We start from the raw sequence: 19,222 nt of genomic DNA, 5'->3' as shown, positions 1-19,222 counted from the left end.
CCCCGGAGCAGCGCGTCTGCTCCGCTGTCATTCTTAGCCGAACCGCTCGCGATTGTCTTTGCCTATCGGCGAGGCAGGCGGTGGGCCGCTGAAATCCCACACCAATTCGCCGCGCGATGCCCCTTGTGGGGGTGCCGCCAGCGCATAGGCGCAAATGCGGCACGCTACGCGCCGCCGGTCTCTCGCCATGGTTCGCCACAGTCCGCTGCCGCTCCCCGGCAGCCCAATCCCGACTGGAGGTGATCCATGCCCAACCCGCTTGCGGGCCTGCCGCCGCGCCTGTTGCGCACCAAGGAAGCCGCGCGCTTCCTCGGCATATCCATCCGCACCCTTGAGAAACATCGCACCTACGGCACCGGCCCGACCTATCGTAAGGTCGGCGGGCGCGTCCTCTACACCGTCCGCGATCTGGAAGACTGGAGCGCGGCGGGCGAACGCAAATCCACCCGTGACAAGACCGCCGGCAGGGTCTTTCCAGCCCGTCCGCTCACGCCCGAAGAACGGGGCGACTGCTAGATGCTGCGCGAGGACGATCACGACCCCGCGCAGCCGGCCGAGGACAGCGAGCGCAGCCGCCTGGACCCCTTCGTGGTCGCCACAGGCGATGCGCCGCCGCGCGATCAGCGCGATTTGATGGAACGGCCGTTTTTCTCGCTGGCGAAGACCCCGCGCACCAAGCCGATTCTCTACAAGGCCGCCGACATAGAGGTGCAGGTGTTCGGGATGCCCGAGCACGGCATGGCGACCATATGGGACGCCGATGTGCTCATATGGGCGGCTTCGCAGATCGTCGCGGCCGAGAATGACGGCCTCGCCACGTCGCGGTTTGTCCGCTTCACGCCCTACCATCTGTTGCGCGCCATCGGACGCCCGACCGGCAATCACCAATACCGGCTTCTGAAAGCCGCGCTGGCGCGTCTGCAATCGACCGTCATAGCCACCACGATCCGCAACGGTCCGCATTGGCGTCGCCGGCAATTCTCATGGATCAACGAGTGGGAGGAAATGACCACGCGCGCCGGCCGCGTCGAGGGCATGGAGTTCGTCCTGCCCGAATGGTTCTACAACAGCGTCATCGACCGCTCGCTGGTCCTGACCATCGACCCGGCCTATTTCCGGCTAACTGGCGGCATCGACCGATGGCTTTACCGCGTCGCCCGAAAGCACGCCGGACACCAGCGCCATGGCTGGATTTTCGAGGTCGCGCACCTTCATCAGAAGTCCGGCAGCCTCGCCCGGCCGTCCGACTTCGCGCTCGACCTACGCCGGATCGCGGCCCGTCAGCAACTCCCCGGCTACCGCCTCCAGATCGAGCGGGAAGACGGCCGCGAGCTGCTGCTCATCCGCCCCGATAATTCGTCAACAGGCACTGTTGATAACCCTGTTAATGCCATCGGCAGATCAGGCGCACGGGGTATCGGCACATCAGGCGCACGACTATCGGCAGATCAGGCGCACGAACCGCAGCTAACGCTTTGGCCTGAAAAGCGGAATCCGACCGCTAACTTATCTAACAGAGAATCTAACTCTTTTTCTTTGACGCGCGCGCAGGCGAAGCGTGGTGCCGGTTCTGCCGGGTGCGGCGAGCCATGACCCACGCCGTTGACGCAGCGCACGCGCGCACTCCCCACCAGCACATCGCCGGAGACGCACAATGACCCGTCGCGCCCATCGCAGCGCGCACGGCCGTCCGCTGCCGGACGGACCTGCGCCCTTCACAACACTGGTCGAGCTGACCTTCGACAAGCGCAAGGTCGAGCACTGGATACGCTTCGGCCGCAAGAGCTACGAACAGATCATCGACCGCCGCCGCAGCGTCGTCGGCTTCGCACCGGGCAGTGTCTTTGCCTTCGTCCGATGGGCGAGCGGCGACCATGGCACGGTCGTTTCGCGCATCGACATTGTGCGGGCAATCGGGCGCGGCGAGCCGTTCCAGACATTGCCGTTCGTCCGCCCCGGCGGCGAAATCCTGCTGCGCCTCGATAGCTGGCCGAAGGTGCAGCGCGGGCTTGCCGCCATCGACGCCGTGGAATCGCTCGGCCTCGATCCGGCCGACGCCGCACCGGAGCATTGGCGGCACGTCCACAACCGTTTGACGGCCAATCTGGAGCCGCACGCCTACACGCCCGAGCGACATGCCGCGTGGCTTCACCGTCGAAGGATCGAGCCATGACGCGCCGCCGCGCCCTCACGGTGACGGCGCTCGCCGTCATCGGCATCGCCGCTGCAAGCGCGGTCGAGACTCCGACGAAACTCATATGGAACGCCACCGCCAGCGCGCCAGTCGGGTTCTACACCGTCGAGCCGGCCGACCGGATCGACGTGCCCGAGCTGGTCGCCATCATGCCGCCCGAGCCGCTCGCCGGCTTCATGGTCGAGCGCGGCTATATCGCGCGAGGCGTCCCGCTCTTGAAGCGCGTCTTGGGCCTGCCCCGACAGCGGGTTTGCCGCGCTGGCCGCACGATCACGGTGAACGGGATCGAGATGGGCGAGGCGCTGGAGCGCGACAGCCTCGGCCGCGATCTGCCCGTCTGGCAGGGCTGCCGCGTCATCGGCGACGGCCAGCTTTTCCTCATGAATTGGGAAGTCCGCGACAGCCTCGACGGTCGTTACTTCGGACCCATCCCCGCAGCTTCCGTCATCGGTCGAGCGGTCCCGCTCTGGACCGATGAGGAAGGCGTCGGCCGCTACGAGTGGCGCGCACCGACGCACTGAAACCACCCCCCGAGAACCGACCACAGGAGATTTCCCATGGCAGAAATAGGCACCTTCACCCGCACCGAAACCGGCTATGCCGGGGAGCTTCATTCGTTCGGCCTTCACGAACAGCTGTTCATCGTCCCGGCCAAGCCGAGCGACATGAAAAATGCACCCGACTATCGCCTGCGACTCGATAGCGAGGACGGCCCGGACGCCGGCCCGGCATGGAAGGACGCCAGCGAGAATGCCGGCGACTTCGTGTCGATGAGACTGGAGGGACCGATCTTCCCGTTCCCGATCCGCGCCAAGCTGTTCCAATCCAACGACGATCCATCGGTCTGGACGCTGCGCTGGAAGCACCCCCGGAAAGTCGAGGACGAGGAATGACGGCCGCGCACGTCCGGCCCGCCATCCGGTCCAAGATCGTCATCCCTTTGTTCGCGGAAAAGCCGTCTCATCCCTCCGTCCCGCTCGGCCACCGGACGGCCGGCGCGCGCAGCGAAGGTCAGGGGCGGCTATCGGCCGGCGCTTGCGCCTTGCCCTTGACCGCAGCGAGCACGCTGGCAGGCTGGCGGCGAAGCGGAGACAGGCCGGCATGGCACTATGCCGTCCTGCTGCTGGCGGGGGCGCTTTCCGTCTGCACCGGATCGGGCGTCGCTGTCGCGCAATCCGTGCCGGTCGAGCGCCCGGCCGTTGCCCATCCTTATGCGGCGCACATCGCCGAGGCGTCGCAGCGTTTCGGCATCCCCGAGCACTGGATTCGCGCCGTGCTGCGCGCCGAGAGCGCGGGCGACGTGCGCGCGGTTTCGTCGACCGGCGCGATGGGATTGATGCAGGTGATGCCCGACACATGGGCGGGCCTGCGCGTCCGCCATGGCCTCGGCCGCGATCCCTACGACCCGCGCGACAACATCCTCGCAGGCACGGCCTACCTGCGCGAGATGTTCGACCGCTACGGCAATGTCGGTGCGATGCTTGCGGCCTATAACGCCGGCCCCGGCCGCTATGACGAGCACCGCGCGACGGGCCGCCCGCTTCCCGCCGAGACACGCGCCTATGTCGCTGCGCTCGCCCCGATCCTTGGCGGCGCGGCTCCATCGGATGCGCCGTTGCAACCACCGGCACCGCCGCCCGACTGGCGCGAGGCACCGCTATTCGTCATGCGCCCGGCCGACACGCAAGCTGCCGCCGCGCCGCCGTCCGAGGTGCAAACAGGCGACGACCGCGCTGCCGTCCCGGCGCGCGATCCCGCCCGTGCGGAGTCGCAGGACGGCAGCATTTTCGTGGCGAGCGCCAGCGACGGGGGAACGCCATGAGGGCGGCGTTCCCGCGCTCGGCGGCGCTGGTTTCGGCATCCGGTCGGGCAGGTTTGCGCCCGGCAGGATTCCCGGCAGGAGGGGCAGAAAAGACAGAAAGGGCGGAGGGCAAGATTAAAGAAGACGGCACCATGTCGGGCCGCTTCCGAGAATTATCATTGTCTGCACACTGGTTAGGCGGCCGATTCCGGCACCATGGTTTTGAGGGGCCGCGTGCCGCGATTTCTCGCAAAGCCTTGGCTTTGCTGGGTTTCGAGCGGCACCATGGGCGCAGATCGGCCGTTTTCCGGCGGTTTTGGCTGGAGTCGCGCCCTTGAGCGCCGACGACGAAAACCGCTTCCGCCCGAAGCCCGGCCGCATCCGATCCGACACGCCGAAGACGGGCAAGACCAAGAGCTTTTTCACGCAGGTCAAGAAGATCACCCGCCAGCATCAGGCGGCAGCCTCCCGCGACCCTTCCAAGCCGTCATTCGCCCGCCCGTCATCGCCGGGCCGTTCCCGTGCCGTGGTCGCCAGCGGCAAGGGTGTGAAGCGCGGCCGGGGCGCGAGCTTCGTGCGCGCCCGCAATATCTCCGGCCAATGGCATCATCGCCAGCCCGGCAGCCGCCGCGTGATCGTCAAGCAGCGCAGCGTCCGGGCCGCTTGGAAGGGCGGCCGTGCCCGTGCGCATCTGCGCTATGTCCAGCGCGACGGCACGTCACGCGACGGCGAGCGCGGCCGGCTCTATTCAGGGAGCGAGGACCGCGCGGATGGCGACGCCTTCCTTGATCGCGGCAAGGACGACCGCCACCAGTTCCGGTTCATCGTCTCCCCGGAGGATGGCACGGAGCTGTTGGACCTCTCGGCCTACACCCGCGATTTCATGAAACAGGTGGAAGCCGACCTCGGCACGAAACTCGATTGGGTTGCCGTCAATCACTACAACACCGGCCATCCCCATGTGCATATCGTCGTCAACGGCCACGACGATAACGGCGGCGATCTAGTCATCAATGGCGACTACCTTTCCGCCGGCCTGCGCGAGCGCGCCAGCGAGCTTGCCAGTCTGGAACTCGGCCCCGTCACGGAGATCGAGCAGACCCGCAAGCTGTCCGCCGAAATCGACCAAGATCGCTTCACGCGGATCGACCGCGCCATGACCGAGGAAGCCGATGCCCGTTTTCTCGACCTGCGCCATGAACCGGCAGAGCCGAGGCGGCAGTTCGAGCGGACGCTGCGCCTGCGCCGTCTCGGCAAGCTGGAGAAGATGGGGCTGGCGACCGAACACGCGCCTGCCGTTTGGGAGTTGAGCAAGGACATGGCACCGGCCCTGCGCAAGTTGGGCGAGCGCGGCGACATCATCCGCACCATGCAGAAGGCGCTCGGCCCACAGAGCGGCGAACGCGATCCCATGAGTTTCCAAATCCATGACGGAGCGCCCGAGACGCCCATCGTCGGTCGCGTCGTGGACAAGCACCTGTCCGACGAGCTGGGTGAGAACCTGACCGTGGTGTTGGACGGCATCGACGGCTGGACGCACCACATCGCCGGCATCGCGCCGGAGCGGCTGGAGGACGCTCGCAGCGGCAGCATCATCGAGATCGGCCCGGCAGAAGCGGCAGCCCGGCCGTCTGATCGAACCATCACCGCCATCGCCGAGGACGGCATCTATCGGCCGAGCCGTCATCTGGAGCAGGCGAAGTTCGAGGGCCGCGTTCCCGGCGGCGACTATGAGGGCTATGTCGATGCCCATGTCCGGCGGCTGGAGGCGCTGCGCCGGGCCGGGATCGTCGAGCGGATCGACGCCGACCAATGGCGCATCCCCGATGATCTGGTCAGCCGCGCCGCCGCCTATGTCGCCGGCCGCGACAGACAGTCCAGCGTTCGCGTGCTTTCCCCCGTCGATCTAGGCAAGCAGATCGGATCGGATGGCGCGACCTGGCTGGACCGGCGATTGGTCCATGGCGAGACGACCGGCCTTGCGCCGGTCGGCTTCGGCCACCAGGTGCGCGAGGCCATGGACCAGCGCCGCGAGCATCACATCGAGCGGGGCGACGCCACCCGGAGCCGGGACGGCCGTATCTTCTACCGGCGCAGCCTTCTCGCCACCTTGCGCGAGCGGGAGGTTGCCCGCGTCGGGGCAGAGATGGCCGAGCGCAAGGCGTTGCCGTTCCGCGCCGCCCCGGATGGCGAGAGCGTCAGCGGCAAGTTCACCGGCACCGTGCAGCTATCCAGCGGTAAGTTCGCTGTGGTGGAAAAAAGCCATGAGTTCACGCTTGTCCCGTGGCGGCCGGTCATCGACCGCCAGCTTGGCCGCGAGGTCATGGGCATCGTGCAGGGCGGATCGGTGTCGTGGCAGTTGGGGCGGAGGAGAGGACCGAACTTATAACCCACTATCCCGAGTGTGCTCCGCCACCCTGGCAATCACCCTTCTCGCGCTATTCAGTCGTGGGTGTCACCACTTAATGGCGTCGCTATCATGGAAGGTCGTGTGTTGAAAGCATCGAACCATGCTGACAGTCGGCGATGATTGCGGAAGCTTGGCAAGTCGCGAAACACCAGCCAGTCGAGGGTCGTGGCCAATGCGATATGCCCAATGTTCGGATGCGAGCTTTCGTTGTCGTGGAGTTCATAGTCCAGCCACGCATAGCTTTGCTCCAGCTTTCGCTCATAACCGAACTGAAGCGATGGGTAGCGAAGATGCGCGGGCCTGCGAATACTTTCCCAGCGGATAGCGATCCCTGCTTCCGCCATGCCTTGGGCAACGGCCTGGAGGCGCAAGGCACGCCAGCGCGCTTCGTCGGCCTCCGGAATAAGACGATCGCCCTCATGGAGCGTGTCGAGGTAGGCGCAAATCACATCGGAATCGAAGAGCGGCGGCAAGCCGGTGCGCAATAGTACCGGCACCTTGCCAAGCGGGTTTTCCGCGAAGACGTCAGCATTCGCGTTTGTCGGACTGGTTTCATGATGCTCGACTGCAAATCTCTGTTGTAACCCGGCTTCGTGGGCAAAAACCAACACCTTACGGGCGTACGGTGAGTGGGTTTGATAGAGAAGTTTCATGATGTTCTCGAGGTAATGACTTCGGCAACTGAAGGGCCGCATGGTTGTGCCAACCGCGCCCATGACAACGCATATTGGTAGTTGATGCGGCGAAACCGCACTTCTTCGCGTTCCAACGCTTTTAAACGCCGCATGCGCTCTTTACTGTGGAGCGCATGGAACTCGATCACTTCGACCGTCAGCTCTTGAACCTGGTGCAGGAAGACGCCTCACTCACGGCCGACCAACTTTCCGATAGCGTCGCCCTTTCCGTTTCCGCAATTCAAAGGCGACTGAAGCGGCTTCGCGCATCGGGCGTGATCATGCGTGAAACTGCAATGGTCGATCCCAAGCGAATCGGCGGATCGACATTCTATGTTGTGGCACTGCAGGTGGAGCGCGAACGTCCCGAACTGCTGACCCAACTCAGGCGCTGGCTTACCGATGAACCTCACGTTCAACAGGCCTTCTATGTGACGGGGGAAGCGGATTTTGTCCTGATTGTCACTGCACCAGACACTGAGACATACGATGTACTGATGACGCGGATGGTTTCTGAGAATGCAAACATCCGCCGCTTCACAACCAACGTGGCTCTGGGGCTCGTGAAAAGGGGGTCGGCTATACCGGTGCCGGTCGAGGTCAGTTAGCAAATTCCGGCTCGACAAGCCTTCTACCCGCGCCATAGAGGCGAGAAACGCGGCCAATCCTTTTAGGGAATGTGCATGATCGACTCATGACGACAATCGGCTTTACTCCTCACGGAATTCTTCTAGACCCAACCTCGCTTCACGATGTGCCTGGACTGGCTCGACTGACAGGAGTAAGCCGCGTTCTGGTCAAGGACGAGGGCGAACGGCCTTTCGGCAATTTCAAGATTCTTGAAGGGATGACTGCTGGACTTCTCGCCCTCGCGCGAGCAACAGGCGTGGGTGTCGATGAAATAGCCCATCGGCAGTCCGGTTTCGCGAAACTACCTAAGCTGATTTGCGCGAGTGATGGGAACCACGGCTTGGCCGTGGCGGCGGCAGCCCAGACCGCGGGCGCATCGGCTACGATCTTTCTTCACGAAGGCGTTGGGGCGGCGCGCGCCGAACGCATTAAGGCGCTTGGTGCGAATATTGCGTGGACGTCGGGGACCTATGATGACGCAGTGCGCGCTGCTCGCGCCGCGGCCAGTCGCGAGGAAGGTTTGCTCGTGCCTGACACGAGTGCCGACCCGAACGATGTTGCTGTTCGTGATGTCATGCGCGGATACCGCATTCTGGTGGAAGAACTGGTTCGTCAACTTACCGCAGTCGCAGACGCTCCTACCCACCTTTTCGTACAGGCGGGGGTCGGCGGTCTGGCGGCAGCGATAACAAAAGGGCTGGCCGACAAACTGGCCGATCCAGTGAGGACGGCGGTGGTGGAGCCAGCGAAGGCCGCATGCGTTGCGCAAGCACTGGAGATCGGACGCATCGAGCGTTTCAAAGGAGACCTGCATACGAGGGCTGAGATGCTCTCATGCGGTGAAGCGTCAGCTCCCGCGCTGGCCATATTGAGCCGGCAGAATGCCATGGGCGTCCCGGTCAGCGAGGCCCGCATCGAAGATGCCGCGCGCATCATGGCAGAGTCCGGATTCATGACAACCCCGTCCGGAGCCTGCGGGTTGGCTGGATTGCTGGAAGTGGCAGAGAACATCGAAATGCGGGAACGATGCGGGCTGACCTCAAATAGCGTCGTTTTGCTGTTCATAACTGAGCGTGGCTGATTAGCTTGGCACACGAGGCGTTCACCTTTTAGCTAACGATCGCGCCAGAAAGGCATCCCGGGTGGTTTTGGGTAGCTTCTCCGTTGCCATTCGCAAGCTGACGCGAGGCAAGCGGCCGGCATATTGGTCCAGAAAGCTGATCAAACGGTCGTTGTGAACACCGCCAGCAGTTCGCAGCCAGGATCCGATGGCCTTGCAAACATATTCGTGCTGCTCGTCAACAAGTATTGCGCAGATTCGGAACGTGTCTTCCGTATCTCCGGCGCGGATAAAGAACCATGTCGCCACGATCGCCGTCCTCCGCTCCCATGGATCGGCGGAGCGCGCCAGTTCGTAAAGAACATCCCTTGGCTTGTCGACGAGCCAGCCGCCGACGACGTGAGCCGCAGCCCTGTCAACAAGATCCCAGTTGTTGATGCGGTCATGCCGACGCAGATAGAGGTTGAACAATGCTTCACGCGTCGCTTCGTCTGTCTTTTTTGAACGCGCCTGGAAATCCATGATGGCGACGGCCCCCATCCGAACCTCATAGTGAGGGTCATCTAGGAGCCGTTCAATTTCAGCGACGGGAACGGCGGTGAAATTTTTCGCGATCGGGAAAATCTTTCCGATACTGACGCCCATCACGTCAGACTTCTCAGGACCGTCCGCGAAGAATCTAGCTACTTCCGCCACCTGTGCGGGATCAGCAATCTTCCTCAATTCCTGTACGAAATGTTCTGCAGTGTCCGTCATGCTCATCGCTGGAGTCCCAAGCTGTTTTATTCAGTGCTGGTCAGGGCTACATCGCCAAGAAGGCGGATGGCGAAGTCCTTACGAAAATCGCGAATCGAGCGGAACGACGGGCCGGCGACATGAAGGGCGAAGACCACCGTGGCAGCATCATCGCGGCTCAGATAGCCTGCATACCAGCCGGAAAAGGAACCGCTCGTGTTCGCGGGATCGTCCGGCCCCGAACCTGTCTTGCCGTGCAGGGTGACACCGCCGATCTCGCCGCTGCCGCTCGCGGTAGCTAGCGCCTCCAAGGTCGCCGGACTCACATCCAGTTCACCCGAAACCAGGGCATCGAGATAGTCAACCTGCTCGCGGAGCGAAATCAACAACTCCCCGGTCAACCAGAAGTCATCGGATTTGTCGGGCGCTGCGGCATTGCCGTAACCCCAATTCGAAAGATACTCCCGATAAGCTGGGCCACCGATTTCGAGCGCGAGATCCTGAAAATACCAGACAGAGGAACGCTCGAAGGCGGTGCCGAGGTCTTGGCTCTCGCGCCAGCCATCTGGCCAGTGGCCTGCGGCGGGGCGCAGCGCTTCATCCCACTCGCGCCATTCTTGCAGCGATGGCGCTACGCCGGTTTCCAGTGCGATGACGAGGTTCGGTATCTTGAACGTCGAGAAGGGAGTGTGGCGTTTCTCGAGATCGCTTCCTTCCAGAATGTATTCGGCTCCGGTCCGCAGATCGCGAGCGAAGAATGATAATTTCAAGCCTTCCGTCTCCGCAGCATAAGGCGCCAAATCGATGTGCAGAGGTTCGGCAGCGAAGCTTGGGGCAGTCAGGAAGAGAGAAGCCGCGGCCCCTGCCGATATCGAAAGCGAACGAAGGGAAAGGGCGGTCTCAGCAGTCATTGAATAGTATTCCGTCAAGTGAGTACGTTGATGGTGGATTTGTCGCGAGGCAGTTTGGCTAGGACTTAGCGATAGCCGGTAGCCTTGGCGTCGCCCGGCGGCACCGAGTTCCACGGCGATGCCGCGGCCGGCGCCCCGAGTCCCGCTCGCAACGAGAGTGTTCTTGGATGTCAGTGTCATGCGTTTCCAATGCTTGCATATCTCATAAGGCACTCCTATGACGATCAGTCAATGACTTCAGGTCATAACTGCGTCAAGACCAAAGTTTGAGATCGCTGGAAGACAGAAAATGATGGATATGAAGGAATGCCGGCTTGAAACGGAAGAGCAGCTGAATGCTGTGTATGGCGTTCCTGCGCCGGCTTCGCTGGTGAAGGAAGCCGATCATATCCATGAGGTCTATCGACCGTTCATCGAGCGCGCGCCCTTTGCTGTCCTGGCGACGTCGGGGCCGAACGGACTTGAAACCTCACCCAGGGGGGATCCCGCCGGCCATCTGGTCGAGGTGCTGGATCCCAATACGCTTCTCATGCCGGACCGGCGAGGCAACAACCGGATCGACAGTCTCCGGAACATCATTTCTGACCCTCGCATATCTCTGTTGTTCCTGATCCCTGGGATAAGAGAGACTATACGTGTGAAAGGTCGGGCTGAGGTGATGATTGATCCGGACCTACTGGAACGCTTTGCCTTGGACGGCCGGAAGCCTCGGACTGTCCTGCGTATTCTCGTTGAGCGCGTGTTTTTTCAGTGTAGTCGAGCGCTGCTCCGTTCGAAATTGTGGGATTCGGAAACGCATGTGGAGCGCACCGCTCTTCCGAGTGCGGGCGCTATCCTGAGTGCGCTGTCCGCGAACGAAATCGACGGAGAGCGATACGATATCGAGTTGCCAGCCCGTCTGAAATCTACATTGTACTAATGCTATCAAACCATACGTCGTCAGAGACCGTCGCTTCACAAGCGCGCGAAACTATCGGACTGAGATCATGGATCCTGCAGTCGCTACTATGCACTGCGTTGATCGTAGTGTTGAAACCGGTATTGGCCAGCGCAAACGAGACGCCCACTGCATGGCAACTGGCGAAATGTCGCTTCTACGAAGAGACTTGGCGCGACATGCTCGCGCATTTTGGGCCAGGTGCTCTAAGCGACGGGTTTGTTCACCAGAATGAGCGCTTCATCGCCGCCCATTGCCTTGAACGGATCGAGGTCTGCCCGAAGTCAGAACACGACCTCGCCGTCGCCAACGCGTTGACGCTCGGCACGATGAACGGTGACGTTGGCGGTACGTTCCTACCATTCCGCTGCGACTGATCACGACCTCCCCTTTGCGAAGTCCATTCTCGGAAAACGGGATATCTGCGACTATTAAATGACTAATAGTCATTGACTCTTGGTCATTATTCAGAGTACCAGAACTTGACGACGATGGTCAGGTTATCGATGCTGTCGGTTTACCCGTCAGATTCATGTGCTCGGCCACCTCGTCGCGAAATGCGAAGAGGAAACGAATATGACGGAAGTGGCAGTTGCGAGAACGGGCCCCTCGAACGAGACACATTCGTATGAGCAGTTGATACAGGCGGGACCGCTCAGTCGGTTGTTTCGACCTATCATCCCAAAGCTTGCCATCTGCTCGACATTGTCTGCCTTCGGCGCTGCGGCGGGGCTGCTGCCATACATCGCGATAGCGGAGATTGGGCGGGCTGCGCTGGCGGCGCCGGATTTGTCGCAGGCCGCCACAACAGTCTGGGTCTGGGTCGGGATTGGAGTTGCCGGAGCGTTCGCACGGCTGATCCTGCTGTTCGCGTCCTCTCGCCTTGGCCACTACGCGGATGCACAGCTTCTGCATGATATTCGTGGCAAGCTCATTGCTCATCTCGCCGTTCTGCCGATCGGGTGGTTCCGTGCCTCGGGTTCGGGCGCGATCAAGAAGGTGATGACCGATGATCTGGAGGCCATGCACCAGATTATCGCCCATGCGCTCGGCGAGATCATCGGCGCCACGACGGCAATCGTCGTCGGTCTCGCCTACCTCGCCTGGGTGGACTGGCGAATGGCGCTGGTCGTCGCGGCGACGCTGCTGCTGCTTTACGTGGCCTATCGTGTCGCGATGCGGTCGATGACTACGCATATGGCGCGGCTGTTCGAGACCGAGCAGAAGGTCAGCGCCGCCAGTGTCGAATATGCTGACGGCATCACGGTCGTGAAAACCTTCGGAACCGGTGGGCGGATCCTCAAGCGTTTCAACGATGCCGTTTGCGAAAACTCGGCCGCCATGCGCGCCTGGTTCGGCGAAACCCGCTACAGCTCGGCCTTCGCGCGCATCCTTTCCTCCGAAATGACGCTTTTGGGCGTAGTCGCGGCTGTCGGTTTATGGATGGTCCAGCGTGACATGCTGACGATGGCCGACCTGCTGCCGTTTCTCGCCGTGGGCATTGGTCTGCCCACCGCAGTTTCTCCCGCGATTCAAGGGTCTCAGGGGCTGAGGAAGGGGCGGATGGCGGGCGGAAATGTCGAGGCAATCCTGCAACGTGACGGATTGCCGGAAGCGCAGCAGCCACAACTCCCCTCGGCATTCGATATTGAGTTCTCCGGCGTAAGCTTTTCGTATGACGGTTCTAACAACGTAATCGAAGATCTCTCGGCAGTCTGCCGGCCGGGGACCGTCACGGCGCTGGTCGGACCATCGGGGGCGGGCAAGAGCACGCTCGCCAACTTAGTCCCGCGATTCCATGACGTGACGAAAGGCGCAATTCGTATCGGTGGCATCAACATCCGCTCGATACCGAACTCCAAGCTGCTGTCATCGATGTCGCTGGTGTTCCAGGACGTCATCCTGCTGCGCGATACCGTCCTTGAAAACATCCGGGTCGCTCGGCCGCAAGCCAGTCTGGATGAAGTTATGGTCGCTGCCAAGGCTGCACGCATTCATGATGTTATCGAGCGCATGGCGCAAGGATACGACACCTATCTCGGCGATGGTGCGGGACTTTCTGGCGGTGAACGGCAGAGGCTGACTATTGCGCGTGCGATACTCTCCGGTGCGCCGATCGTGATCCTCGACGAAGCGACGTCCGCCCTCGATCCAGACAGTGAAACAGCCGTGCAGGAAGCCTTGGCCGAACTTGCGCGCGGCAAAACGGTGCTGGTGATCGCCCACCGTCTCCACACGATCAGGAGCGCCGATCAAATCCTGGTTCTGGAAAGTGGCCGCCTGGTTGAACAGGGCGATCATGACCAGCTTGTCGAAAAGGGAGGACTCTACGCCCGGATGTGGCTGGCTCAGGAGAAAGGAGCAGTCCAATGATCCTCAATCTTTTCCGTCTCGGCTCCAATCCCGCTTTGGTCTACCGGCTCGGGATTCTTACAGCGCTACGCGCGCTCGTGCAGGGCATGTTGCTTGCCCTCCTCATTCCGATCTTTCACGCTCTTCTGCAACCGCAGCCGGATTTTGGTGCCGCAGGGTCTTGGCTGACCTTTGGTGCGGTTTGCCTGATCGTCTACTGGCTGTTAAGCGCGATTGCGACGCCCGTCGGCTTTGCCGCGAGCATCGAACTGGGCGACACCCTGCGTCATCGCGTTATGGAGCATGTGACGCGCCTGCCACTCGGATGGTTCACGCCCGATCAGAAGGCTCGCTTGTCGCGAGCTGTTACCGTGGACACGACGGCGATCGGCCACCTCGCCGTCGAACTCGGCTCGCCCGCAATCACAGCGACCATCGTTCCGCTTTCAATCATTATCATCAGTTTCTTCATCGACTGGCGGATGGCGCTCATTTTTGCCGCGATCGCGCCGCTGGCCTTCCTCACGCTGAAGCGTGCGGGAGACATTGCGTCCAAGGCCGACGAGGAACTCGACGCGGCATCAACGGAGTTGGCCGGACGCGCTATCGAACTGGGACAGGCCCAGATCGTGCTGCGCGCAGCGGGACAAGCGGAAAGCGGCAGCGCCCGCATGCAAAGCGCCCTCGATGCGCACCGCGACGTCTATCGTGAAGGTCTCCGTAAATCGATGGTGCCGGATCTGACCTATACCGGGACCGTCACGCTGGGTTTCACCGCCATTTTGCTGCTCGGTGCCTGGCTGCTGACTTCGGGCGAGATCGGCTTAGCCGATGCAGTTGTCCTGTTAATCCTGGCGGTGCGGTTCATGGAGCCGCTGGGTATCCAGATCGAGTTGATTGGCGCCCTTCGGGCCATGGATAATGCGGTTGCGCGCGTCCGGTCGATACTCGACACCAAGCCGCTTCCAGAAGCACCGAAGCCTGTTTGTCATATCAAAGATGCTTCAATCAGCTTTGAGGATGTGACGTTCGGCTATAGCGATGCTCCCGCACTCGAAAAGGTCTCGTTCGACTGCGCGCCGGGCACGATGACGGCTCTAGTCGGACCTTCCGGTTCGGGAAAGACGACGGTCACGCGGCTTATCGCACGTTTCCATGACGTCGATAGCGGCACGATCCGCATCGGCGGGCATGATCTGCGCCAACTCGACAGCACAGCTCTGATGGAAGAAATCGCTATCGTCTTCCAGGACGTCTACCTGTTCGACACGACGATTGAGGAGAACCTTCGCATCGCTTGTCCTGAAGCGACGGAGGAGGAGTTCGCCGCTGCTGCCCGCGCTGCGCGGCTCGACGAAGTCGTCGGGCGGCTTCCGCACGGTTGGCAGACACGCGTCGGTGAAGGCGGCGCCCAGCTCTCAGGCGGGGAGCGCCAACGCGTATCGATCGCTCGAGCCTTCCTCAAGCAGGCAAGTATCGTCCTTATAGACGAGGCCAGTTCGGCGCTGGACCCGGAAAACGAGCGTGCCGTGGCCGAGGCGATAGCTAACCTCTCCAGCGACGGCCGTAGAACGGTGATCGTGATCGCTCACCGGCCAGTCACACTGGCGGCGGCCGACCAGGTGATTGCGCTCGACAAGGGACGTGTCGTCGAAATCGGCTCACCGACGCATTTGCGCCAATCAGGCGGCGTGTTTGCCCGGCTGTTCTCCCAATATGAACGTGCCCGTTCTTGGCGCATCGAAGCCGCGGAAGGCTCGAGCCAATGACGATTTTCAAGGAAATGCGTGCACGCGTCACGATGAAGTCCGACCACAACAACCTTGCCATCTCTGACACTAGATTGCGGATGCACATAGCCGCTGTACCGCGGGATTATGAGATCGCCGCCGTCGATGTGGTGGTTCATCTGCGTCCCGCGAGTATCGAACACCGGGAGGCGGAACAGGCATGAGCATCGCCACGCGCTCCCAACGTCGCATCGGCACATCGTCCGTGTCCGCATCCATTGCTCTGTGTCTGGCGTACATGCCCACCGCCTCACCGGCCCAGGCGCTGGAGGACCAAGAACCCTATCTGCTCGATACAATCATCATTGAAGGCAGATCCGCGGCAGCGGATGCATTTGACGCGCCAGAGAGCAACTCGGTGATTGATGGGCAAGCGTTGCAGGAAATCTCCCCGGTCGATCCCAATCAGGGTGTGGCGAGGCGGACACCCAATTTCAATCTGGTGGAGTCCGGAGGACCTTACACCAATACGGGCGTCATACGAGGCGTAGGCTCGTTATTCGTGCGATCGCCATTTGATACATCGGTAACGTTCAACGTCGGCGGCGTGCCGCAATCAGCGTTTGGTCTTCCCCCTACCATCTTGGACCTCGAAGCGGTCACGGTGACGCGCGGCCCACAGGGGAACACCGGTGGCAGGGCGTCGCAGGCTGGCTCGGTGGACTATCATCCCAACCGCCCCTCATTCGACACGGAATTACTGCTGCGCGGAGAACTGGGCAACGATGGGTGGCATCTGGGCGAAATCATCGCAAATGCTCCGTTGATAGACGAGGTTCTGGCCGGCAGGCTGGCGCTCCAATATTCAAGCCGTAGCGGCGACATCCCCAATGTCGTGCTAGGCGGAAATGATGGCGAGGTTCGCGTGGGCGCTGCTCGGGGTTCGCTGCTCTTCGCGCCCGATGCCGGCACCAACGGCTTGCTGACCTTCAACTATGGGCGCAACGACGATACTATTCCGCTGTTCATATCGCGCGATGCCGATTGCTTTCCCTGTTCGGGCCTCAATCCCCGCAATAGCTTTGAACGTGAGAACCTCGGCGTGTCGCTGCACTTCGATCATGACTTCGACCGATTCCGATTTGCATCGATTTCCAGCATCGCAAGGACGACAACAGATCAGGTTCTCGATCTCACTGACGGCCTGATCCTTGATTCCTTTGGGTACCCAGAGGAGTCGCTCGATAGCCCCAACGAAGACGTCACCATCTCGAACCTGCTAGAAACCAGCTTCTTCCATGAAGTCCGGCTATCCGCCTTCGAGGATGATCCTTTCCAATGGACGGTCGGGATGAACACTTATCAATCACGATTCGATACCGTCACGGACGGAACAAGTGTGATCGATCCGACCTTCGCCTTCTACAGTGGCTGGCAGGATAACGCGTTTCGCCTTTCCAGCTATTCGGCCTTCGCAGATGCGGCAATGCCCCTCGTGGATCGCCTCAATCTGCTGACTGGGCTTCGCCTGACCCATGAAAACAAGGACGCCCGATATCGATATTTTGGGAGCGGGGCGCCCGGTACGGTGTCGGATTATATTCAGGACGCTCGTTTTTCCGACACATATCTCACCGGCCGAGTGGGGCTGAGCTATGACTGGACAGAGCAGGCGGCTGTCTACGCAAGCGTCAGTCGGGGCGCGGTGACGGGCGGCACCTCATGGACACCTTACAATATTCCCACGGGAAGCGACGAGCCCCTGTTTCCAACGTCGACCAGTTGGAGCTATGAAGCGGGCGTGAAGTCGAGGCTGCTCGATGACCGAGTGGCTATAAATGCATCTATCTTCTATAATGACGTAAAAGATGGCCATCTACTTGCATTCGACGCATCCCGGTTCGCCTATGTAACGACCGCGTTCGACTACGAGACCTACGGCGGTGAGCTTGAGGTTCGGGCCGAAATTACGCCAAACCTGACTCTATCTGGCGGCCTTGGATACACGATTGCCCGCCTGAAAAATATCTCAGTTGGGAACAGCGTGGGGGCCATATCGGGCAACGATGTTCCGAACGTACCCAGGCTCACGGCAAACATCGGTGCCGAGTATCGGGCGGACGCCGCCGCTATCGGTTTGGCGCAGGGTGAGATCTTCGGCAATGCTTCGTATCAGTTCGTGGGGGCGCGCTCGGCCGACGTCAGCAACGCGGTCCGCATGCCGTCCTACGGCATCGTCAATGCTCGCCTGGGTTGGGAAAATGACGGCGCCAGCGTCTATGTCTTCGGCAACAATCTGTTTGACGAACGGTATATCGCGGGGGCTGGGTCCTACGGACCAGGCGCGGATTTCGTAAGGGTGGGAACTGGACGAACGATCGGAGTCGGCGCAAGTGTGCGGTTCTGATCGCGTGGTGCAACCTCTCGCTTCGGTTGGCTCCTCGATTGATGTCGGTGCGCCCGCTGCCGAGCGGAGGGCGGTCATCTTGGCTGTTTTGGGTGTGGTCCTCCTCGCCGTCATGTTGGCGGGCGTTGGCGCTGGCCAATATTCCATCTCACCTACGACGGCTCTTCGGATTGTGTTCGACAAGTCCGTCGGTGCGGGGCTGCTGCCTCCCGGCATAGATGAAAGCATATCCTGGACCGCGATGGACGAGCGCATAGTCACGCTTGTCCGTGGACCACGAGTTCTGCTGGCTGCCCTTTGCGGTGCTGGCCTGGCAGTCGCCGGGGCCGCGTTGCAGGGCATCTTCCGAAACCCACTTGCAGCTCCCGAAATGCTGGGCGTTTCTGCAGGCGCGGCTTTCGGTGGAGCGATAGCGATACTGCTAAGTCTTCCGGGCTTGCTGATGATCGGAGGTGCATTCACATCCGGCATGATCGCGCTCCTGATCGTTGGGGCCATTGCTCGCGTGGAAGGTGGAAGCGCTCCGACGAGTGTCATTCTCGCCGGCGTGATCGTCGGCGCGTTCTTCATGGCGCTTGTATCGGTGACACAGCTCTTCGCCGATCCTCACAACTCTCTTCCCGCGATCACGTTCTGGCTTATGGGGAGCTTTGCCTCAGCAAGCTGGGACCAGGTGGGAATAGCTTCGCCCGCGGTGTTCCTCGGGTGTGTCGTGCTTTGGCTGATGCGGTTTCGCATCAACGCTCTTTGTCTGGGCGAAGAAGAGGCCCGCACGCTCGGCATTCCTGTCGAACGCGACCGCTGGCTGGTCTTCATCTCGGTTGCATTGATCGCCGCAGCGATTGTTTCCGTCGCTGGAATTGTCGGCTGGGTTGGCATTGTCATCCCCCATGCCGCACGATTCCTAGTGGGGCACGATCATCGAATCCTGCTTCCGGCCTCCTGCCTGTTGGGCGCGAGCTATCTCTGCGCCGTGGACACGGTGGCACGCAGCGCAACGCCCGGTGAGATTCCGGTAGGAGTGCTGACTGCCCTCATTGGCGCTCCATTCATAGCCTGGATGCTTCGCAAAGCCCTGATGGGCAAGGGAATTGTCTAATGTTGCAGCTGAGCGATGCCGGCGTCCGCTTTGGCCAAAGGTGGATATTCCGCAATCTGACATTGAAAATCGATGACCTCACCTGCATCGCGCTTTTGGGACCGAACGGGCGCGGCAAGACGACGTTGCTGCGGGCGATTGCCGGACTTCAAACATTGTTTGAGGGCAAACGTTCAGGCCCTTCGAAAATCGGATATGTCCCGCAACTAACCGGAACTCTGAACCGGCCCGGCTTTTCCGGAGACCCCAATTCGTGAGAAGTAGGGTCTATGACAAGCAAGA

Annotated in this window: 20 protein-coding genes and 1 pseudogene; 18 read left to right on the top strand and 3 right to left on the bottom strand. The window is 61.4% G+C overall.

The window, feature by feature from the left end; translation table 11 throughout:
- Positions 1-246: 246 nt before the first annotated feature.
- The 8 genes and pseudogenes from NNZ72_RS01605 to NNZ72_RS01575 all read left to right on the top strand — a co-directional run bounded on the left by NNZ72_RS01605 (position 247) and on the right by NNZ72_RS01575 (position 6,384).
- Entirely contained in the window at positions 247-516 is a 270-nt protein-coding gene (locus NNZ72_RS01605; RefSeq protein ID WP_257311704.1) for a helix-turn-helix transcriptional regulator, read from the top strand.
- A complete protein-coding gene (locus NNZ72_RS01600) occupies positions 517-1,593 on the top strand; it encodes a replication initiator protein A (protein ID WP_257311702.1) in 1,077 nt (358 codons plus the stop codon). It begins immediately after the preceding gene.
- A 61-nt stretch (positions 1,594-1,654) separates the two neighbouring features.
- On the top strand, positions 1,655-2,173 hold the full coding sequence (locus tag NNZ72_RS01595; RefSeq protein ID WP_257311700.1) for a DUF2840 domain-containing protein: 519 nt from the start codon (positions 1,655-1,657) through the stop codon (positions 2,171-2,173).
- Positions 2,170-2,715 (top strand): S26 family signal peptidase, encoded by a 546-nt coding sequence (locus tag NNZ72_RS01590; protein ID WP_257311697.1) that lies wholly within the window; start codon positions 2,170-2,172, stop codon positions 2,713-2,715. Before NNZ72_RS01595 ends, NNZ72_RS01590 begins: the two co-directional genes overlap by 4 nt.
- A 36-nt stretch (positions 2,716-2,751) precedes the next feature.
- Positions 2,752-3,087 carry a DUF736 domain-containing protein gene (locus tag NNZ72_RS01585; protein WP_257311694.1) on the top strand — a complete coding sequence of 112 codons (336 nt, stop codon included), beginning with the start codon at positions 2,752-2,754 and terminating at the stop codon, positions 3,085-3,087.
- Complete coding sequence (locus NNZ72_RS01580; RefSeq protein WP_257311691.1) at positions 3,084-4,016, top strand: lytic transglycosylase domain-containing protein; 933 nt, start codon at positions 3,084-3,086, stop codon at positions 4,014-4,016. Before NNZ72_RS01585 ends, NNZ72_RS01580 begins: the two co-directional genes overlap by 4 nt.
- A gap of 505 nt (positions 4,017-4,521) precedes the next feature.
- A pseudogene (locus NNZ72_RS25480) lies at positions 4,522-4,986 on the top strand (relaxase/mobilization nuclease domain-containing protein); the annotation flags it as partial.
- 165 nt (positions 4,987-5,151) lie between these two features.
- Positions 5,152-6,384, top strand: coding sequence for a DUF3363 domain-containing protein (locus NNZ72_RS01575; RefSeq protein WP_371747680.1), 1,233 nt, complete (start codon positions 5,152-5,154; stop codon positions 6,382-6,384).
- Positions 6,385-6,437: 53 nt separating this feature from the next.
- Here the strand turns inward: NNZ72_RS01575 and NNZ72_RS01570 are convergent, their stop codons facing one another.
- Entirely contained in the window at positions 6,438-7,058 is a 621-nt protein-coding gene (locus tag NNZ72_RS01570) for a glutathione S-transferase family protein (RefSeq protein WP_257311688.1), read from the bottom strand.
- Between the two features lie 155 nt (positions 7,059-7,213).
- Between NNZ72_RS01570 and NNZ72_RS01565 the strand changes: the two genes are divergently transcribed.
- Positions 7,214-7,687 (top strand): Lrp/AsnC family transcriptional regulator, encoded by a 474-nt coding sequence (locus NNZ72_RS01565; protein WP_257311685.1) that lies wholly within the window; start codon positions 7,214-7,216, stop codon positions 7,685-7,687.
- Positions 7,688-7,773: 86 nt separating this feature from the next.
- Positions 7,774-8,790 (top strand): pyridoxal-phosphate dependent enzyme, encoded by a 1,017-nt coding sequence (locus tag NNZ72_RS01560; protein WP_257311682.1) that lies wholly within the window; start codon positions 7,774-7,776, stop codon positions 8,788-8,790.
- A gap of 21 nt (positions 8,791-8,811) precedes the next feature.
- Here the strand turns inward: NNZ72_RS01560 and NNZ72_RS01555 are convergent, their stop codons facing one another.
- On the bottom strand, positions 8,812-9,531 hold the full coding sequence (locus NNZ72_RS01555) for a DNA alkylation repair protein (protein WP_257311678.1): 720 nt from the start codon (positions 9,529-9,531) through the stop codon (positions 8,812-8,814).
- 20 nt (positions 9,532-9,551) lie between these two features.
- Positions 9,552-10,415 carry a penicillin-binding transpeptidase domain-containing protein gene (locus tag NNZ72_RS01550; RefSeq protein ID WP_257312442.1) on the bottom strand — a complete coding sequence of 288 codons (864 nt, stop codon included), beginning with the start codon at positions 10,413-10,415 and terminating at the stop codon, positions 9,552-9,554.
- A gap of 289 nt (positions 10,416-10,704) precedes the next feature.
- Between NNZ72_RS01550 and NNZ72_RS01545 the strand changes: the two genes are divergently transcribed.
- From NNZ72_RS01545 to NNZ72_RS01510, 8 genes are all read left to right on the top strand, one after another.
- Entirely contained in the window at positions 10,705-11,334 is a 630-nt protein-coding gene (locus tag NNZ72_RS01545; RefSeq protein ID WP_257311676.1) for a pyridoxamine 5'-phosphate oxidase family protein, read from the top strand.
- 122 nt (positions 11,335-11,456) lie between these two features.
- Positions 11,457-11,729, top strand: coding sequence for a hypothetical protein (locus NNZ72_RS01540; RefSeq protein ID WP_257311673.1), 273 nt, complete (start codon positions 11,457-11,459; stop codon positions 11,727-11,729).
- A 199-nt stretch (positions 11,730-11,928) separates the two neighbouring features.
- Positions 11,929-13,725 carry an ABC transporter ATP-binding protein gene (locus NNZ72_RS01535; protein WP_257311670.1) on the top strand — a complete coding sequence of 599 codons (1,797 nt, stop codon included), beginning with the start codon at positions 11,929-11,931 and terminating at the stop codon, positions 13,723-13,725.
- Entirely contained in the window at positions 13,722-15,473 is a 1,752-nt protein-coding gene (locus NNZ72_RS01530) for an ABC transporter ATP-binding protein (protein ID WP_257311667.1), read from the top strand. The genes NNZ72_RS01535 and NNZ72_RS01530 overlap by 4 nt, the downstream gene beginning before the upstream one ends.
- Positions 15,470-15,658, top strand: a complete 189-nt coding sequence (locus tag NNZ72_RS01525) for a hypothetical protein (RefSeq protein ID WP_257311664.1) — start codon at positions 15,470-15,472, stop codon at positions 15,656-15,658. Before NNZ72_RS01530 ends, NNZ72_RS01525 begins: the two co-directional genes overlap by 4 nt.
- The gene (locus tag NNZ72_RS01520; RefSeq protein WP_257311661.1) at positions 15,655-17,841 is read left to right on the top strand and encodes a TonB-dependent receptor; all 2,187 of its coding nucleotides are present in this window, start codon (positions 15,655-15,657) and stop codon (positions 17,839-17,841) included. The genes NNZ72_RS01525 and NNZ72_RS01520 overlap by 4 nt, the downstream gene beginning before the upstream one ends.
- A gap of 79 nt (positions 17,842-17,920) precedes the next feature.
- Complete coding sequence (locus tag NNZ72_RS01515) at positions 17,921-18,940, top strand: FecCD family ABC transporter permease (RefSeq protein WP_257311659.1); 1,020 nt, start codon at positions 17,921-17,923, stop codon at positions 18,938-18,940.
- Positions 18,940-19,197 carry an ATP-binding cassette domain-containing protein gene (locus NNZ72_RS01510; RefSeq protein WP_257311656.1) on the top strand — a complete coding sequence of 86 codons (258 nt, stop codon included), beginning with the start codon at positions 18,940-18,942 and terminating at the stop codon, positions 19,195-19,197. Before NNZ72_RS01515 ends, NNZ72_RS01510 begins: the two co-directional genes overlap by 1 nt.
- Positions 19,198-19,222: the final 25 nt, after the last annotated feature.

Source organism: Shinella pollutisoli, from assembly GCF_024609765.1.
Taxonomy (GTDB): Bacteria; Pseudomonadota; Alphaproteobacteria; order Rhizobiales; family Rhizobiaceae; genus Shinella; species Shinella pollutisoli.
Note: the sequence above shows the minus strand (reverse complement) of the source record. Positions and strands in the feature narration are given on the sequence as shown.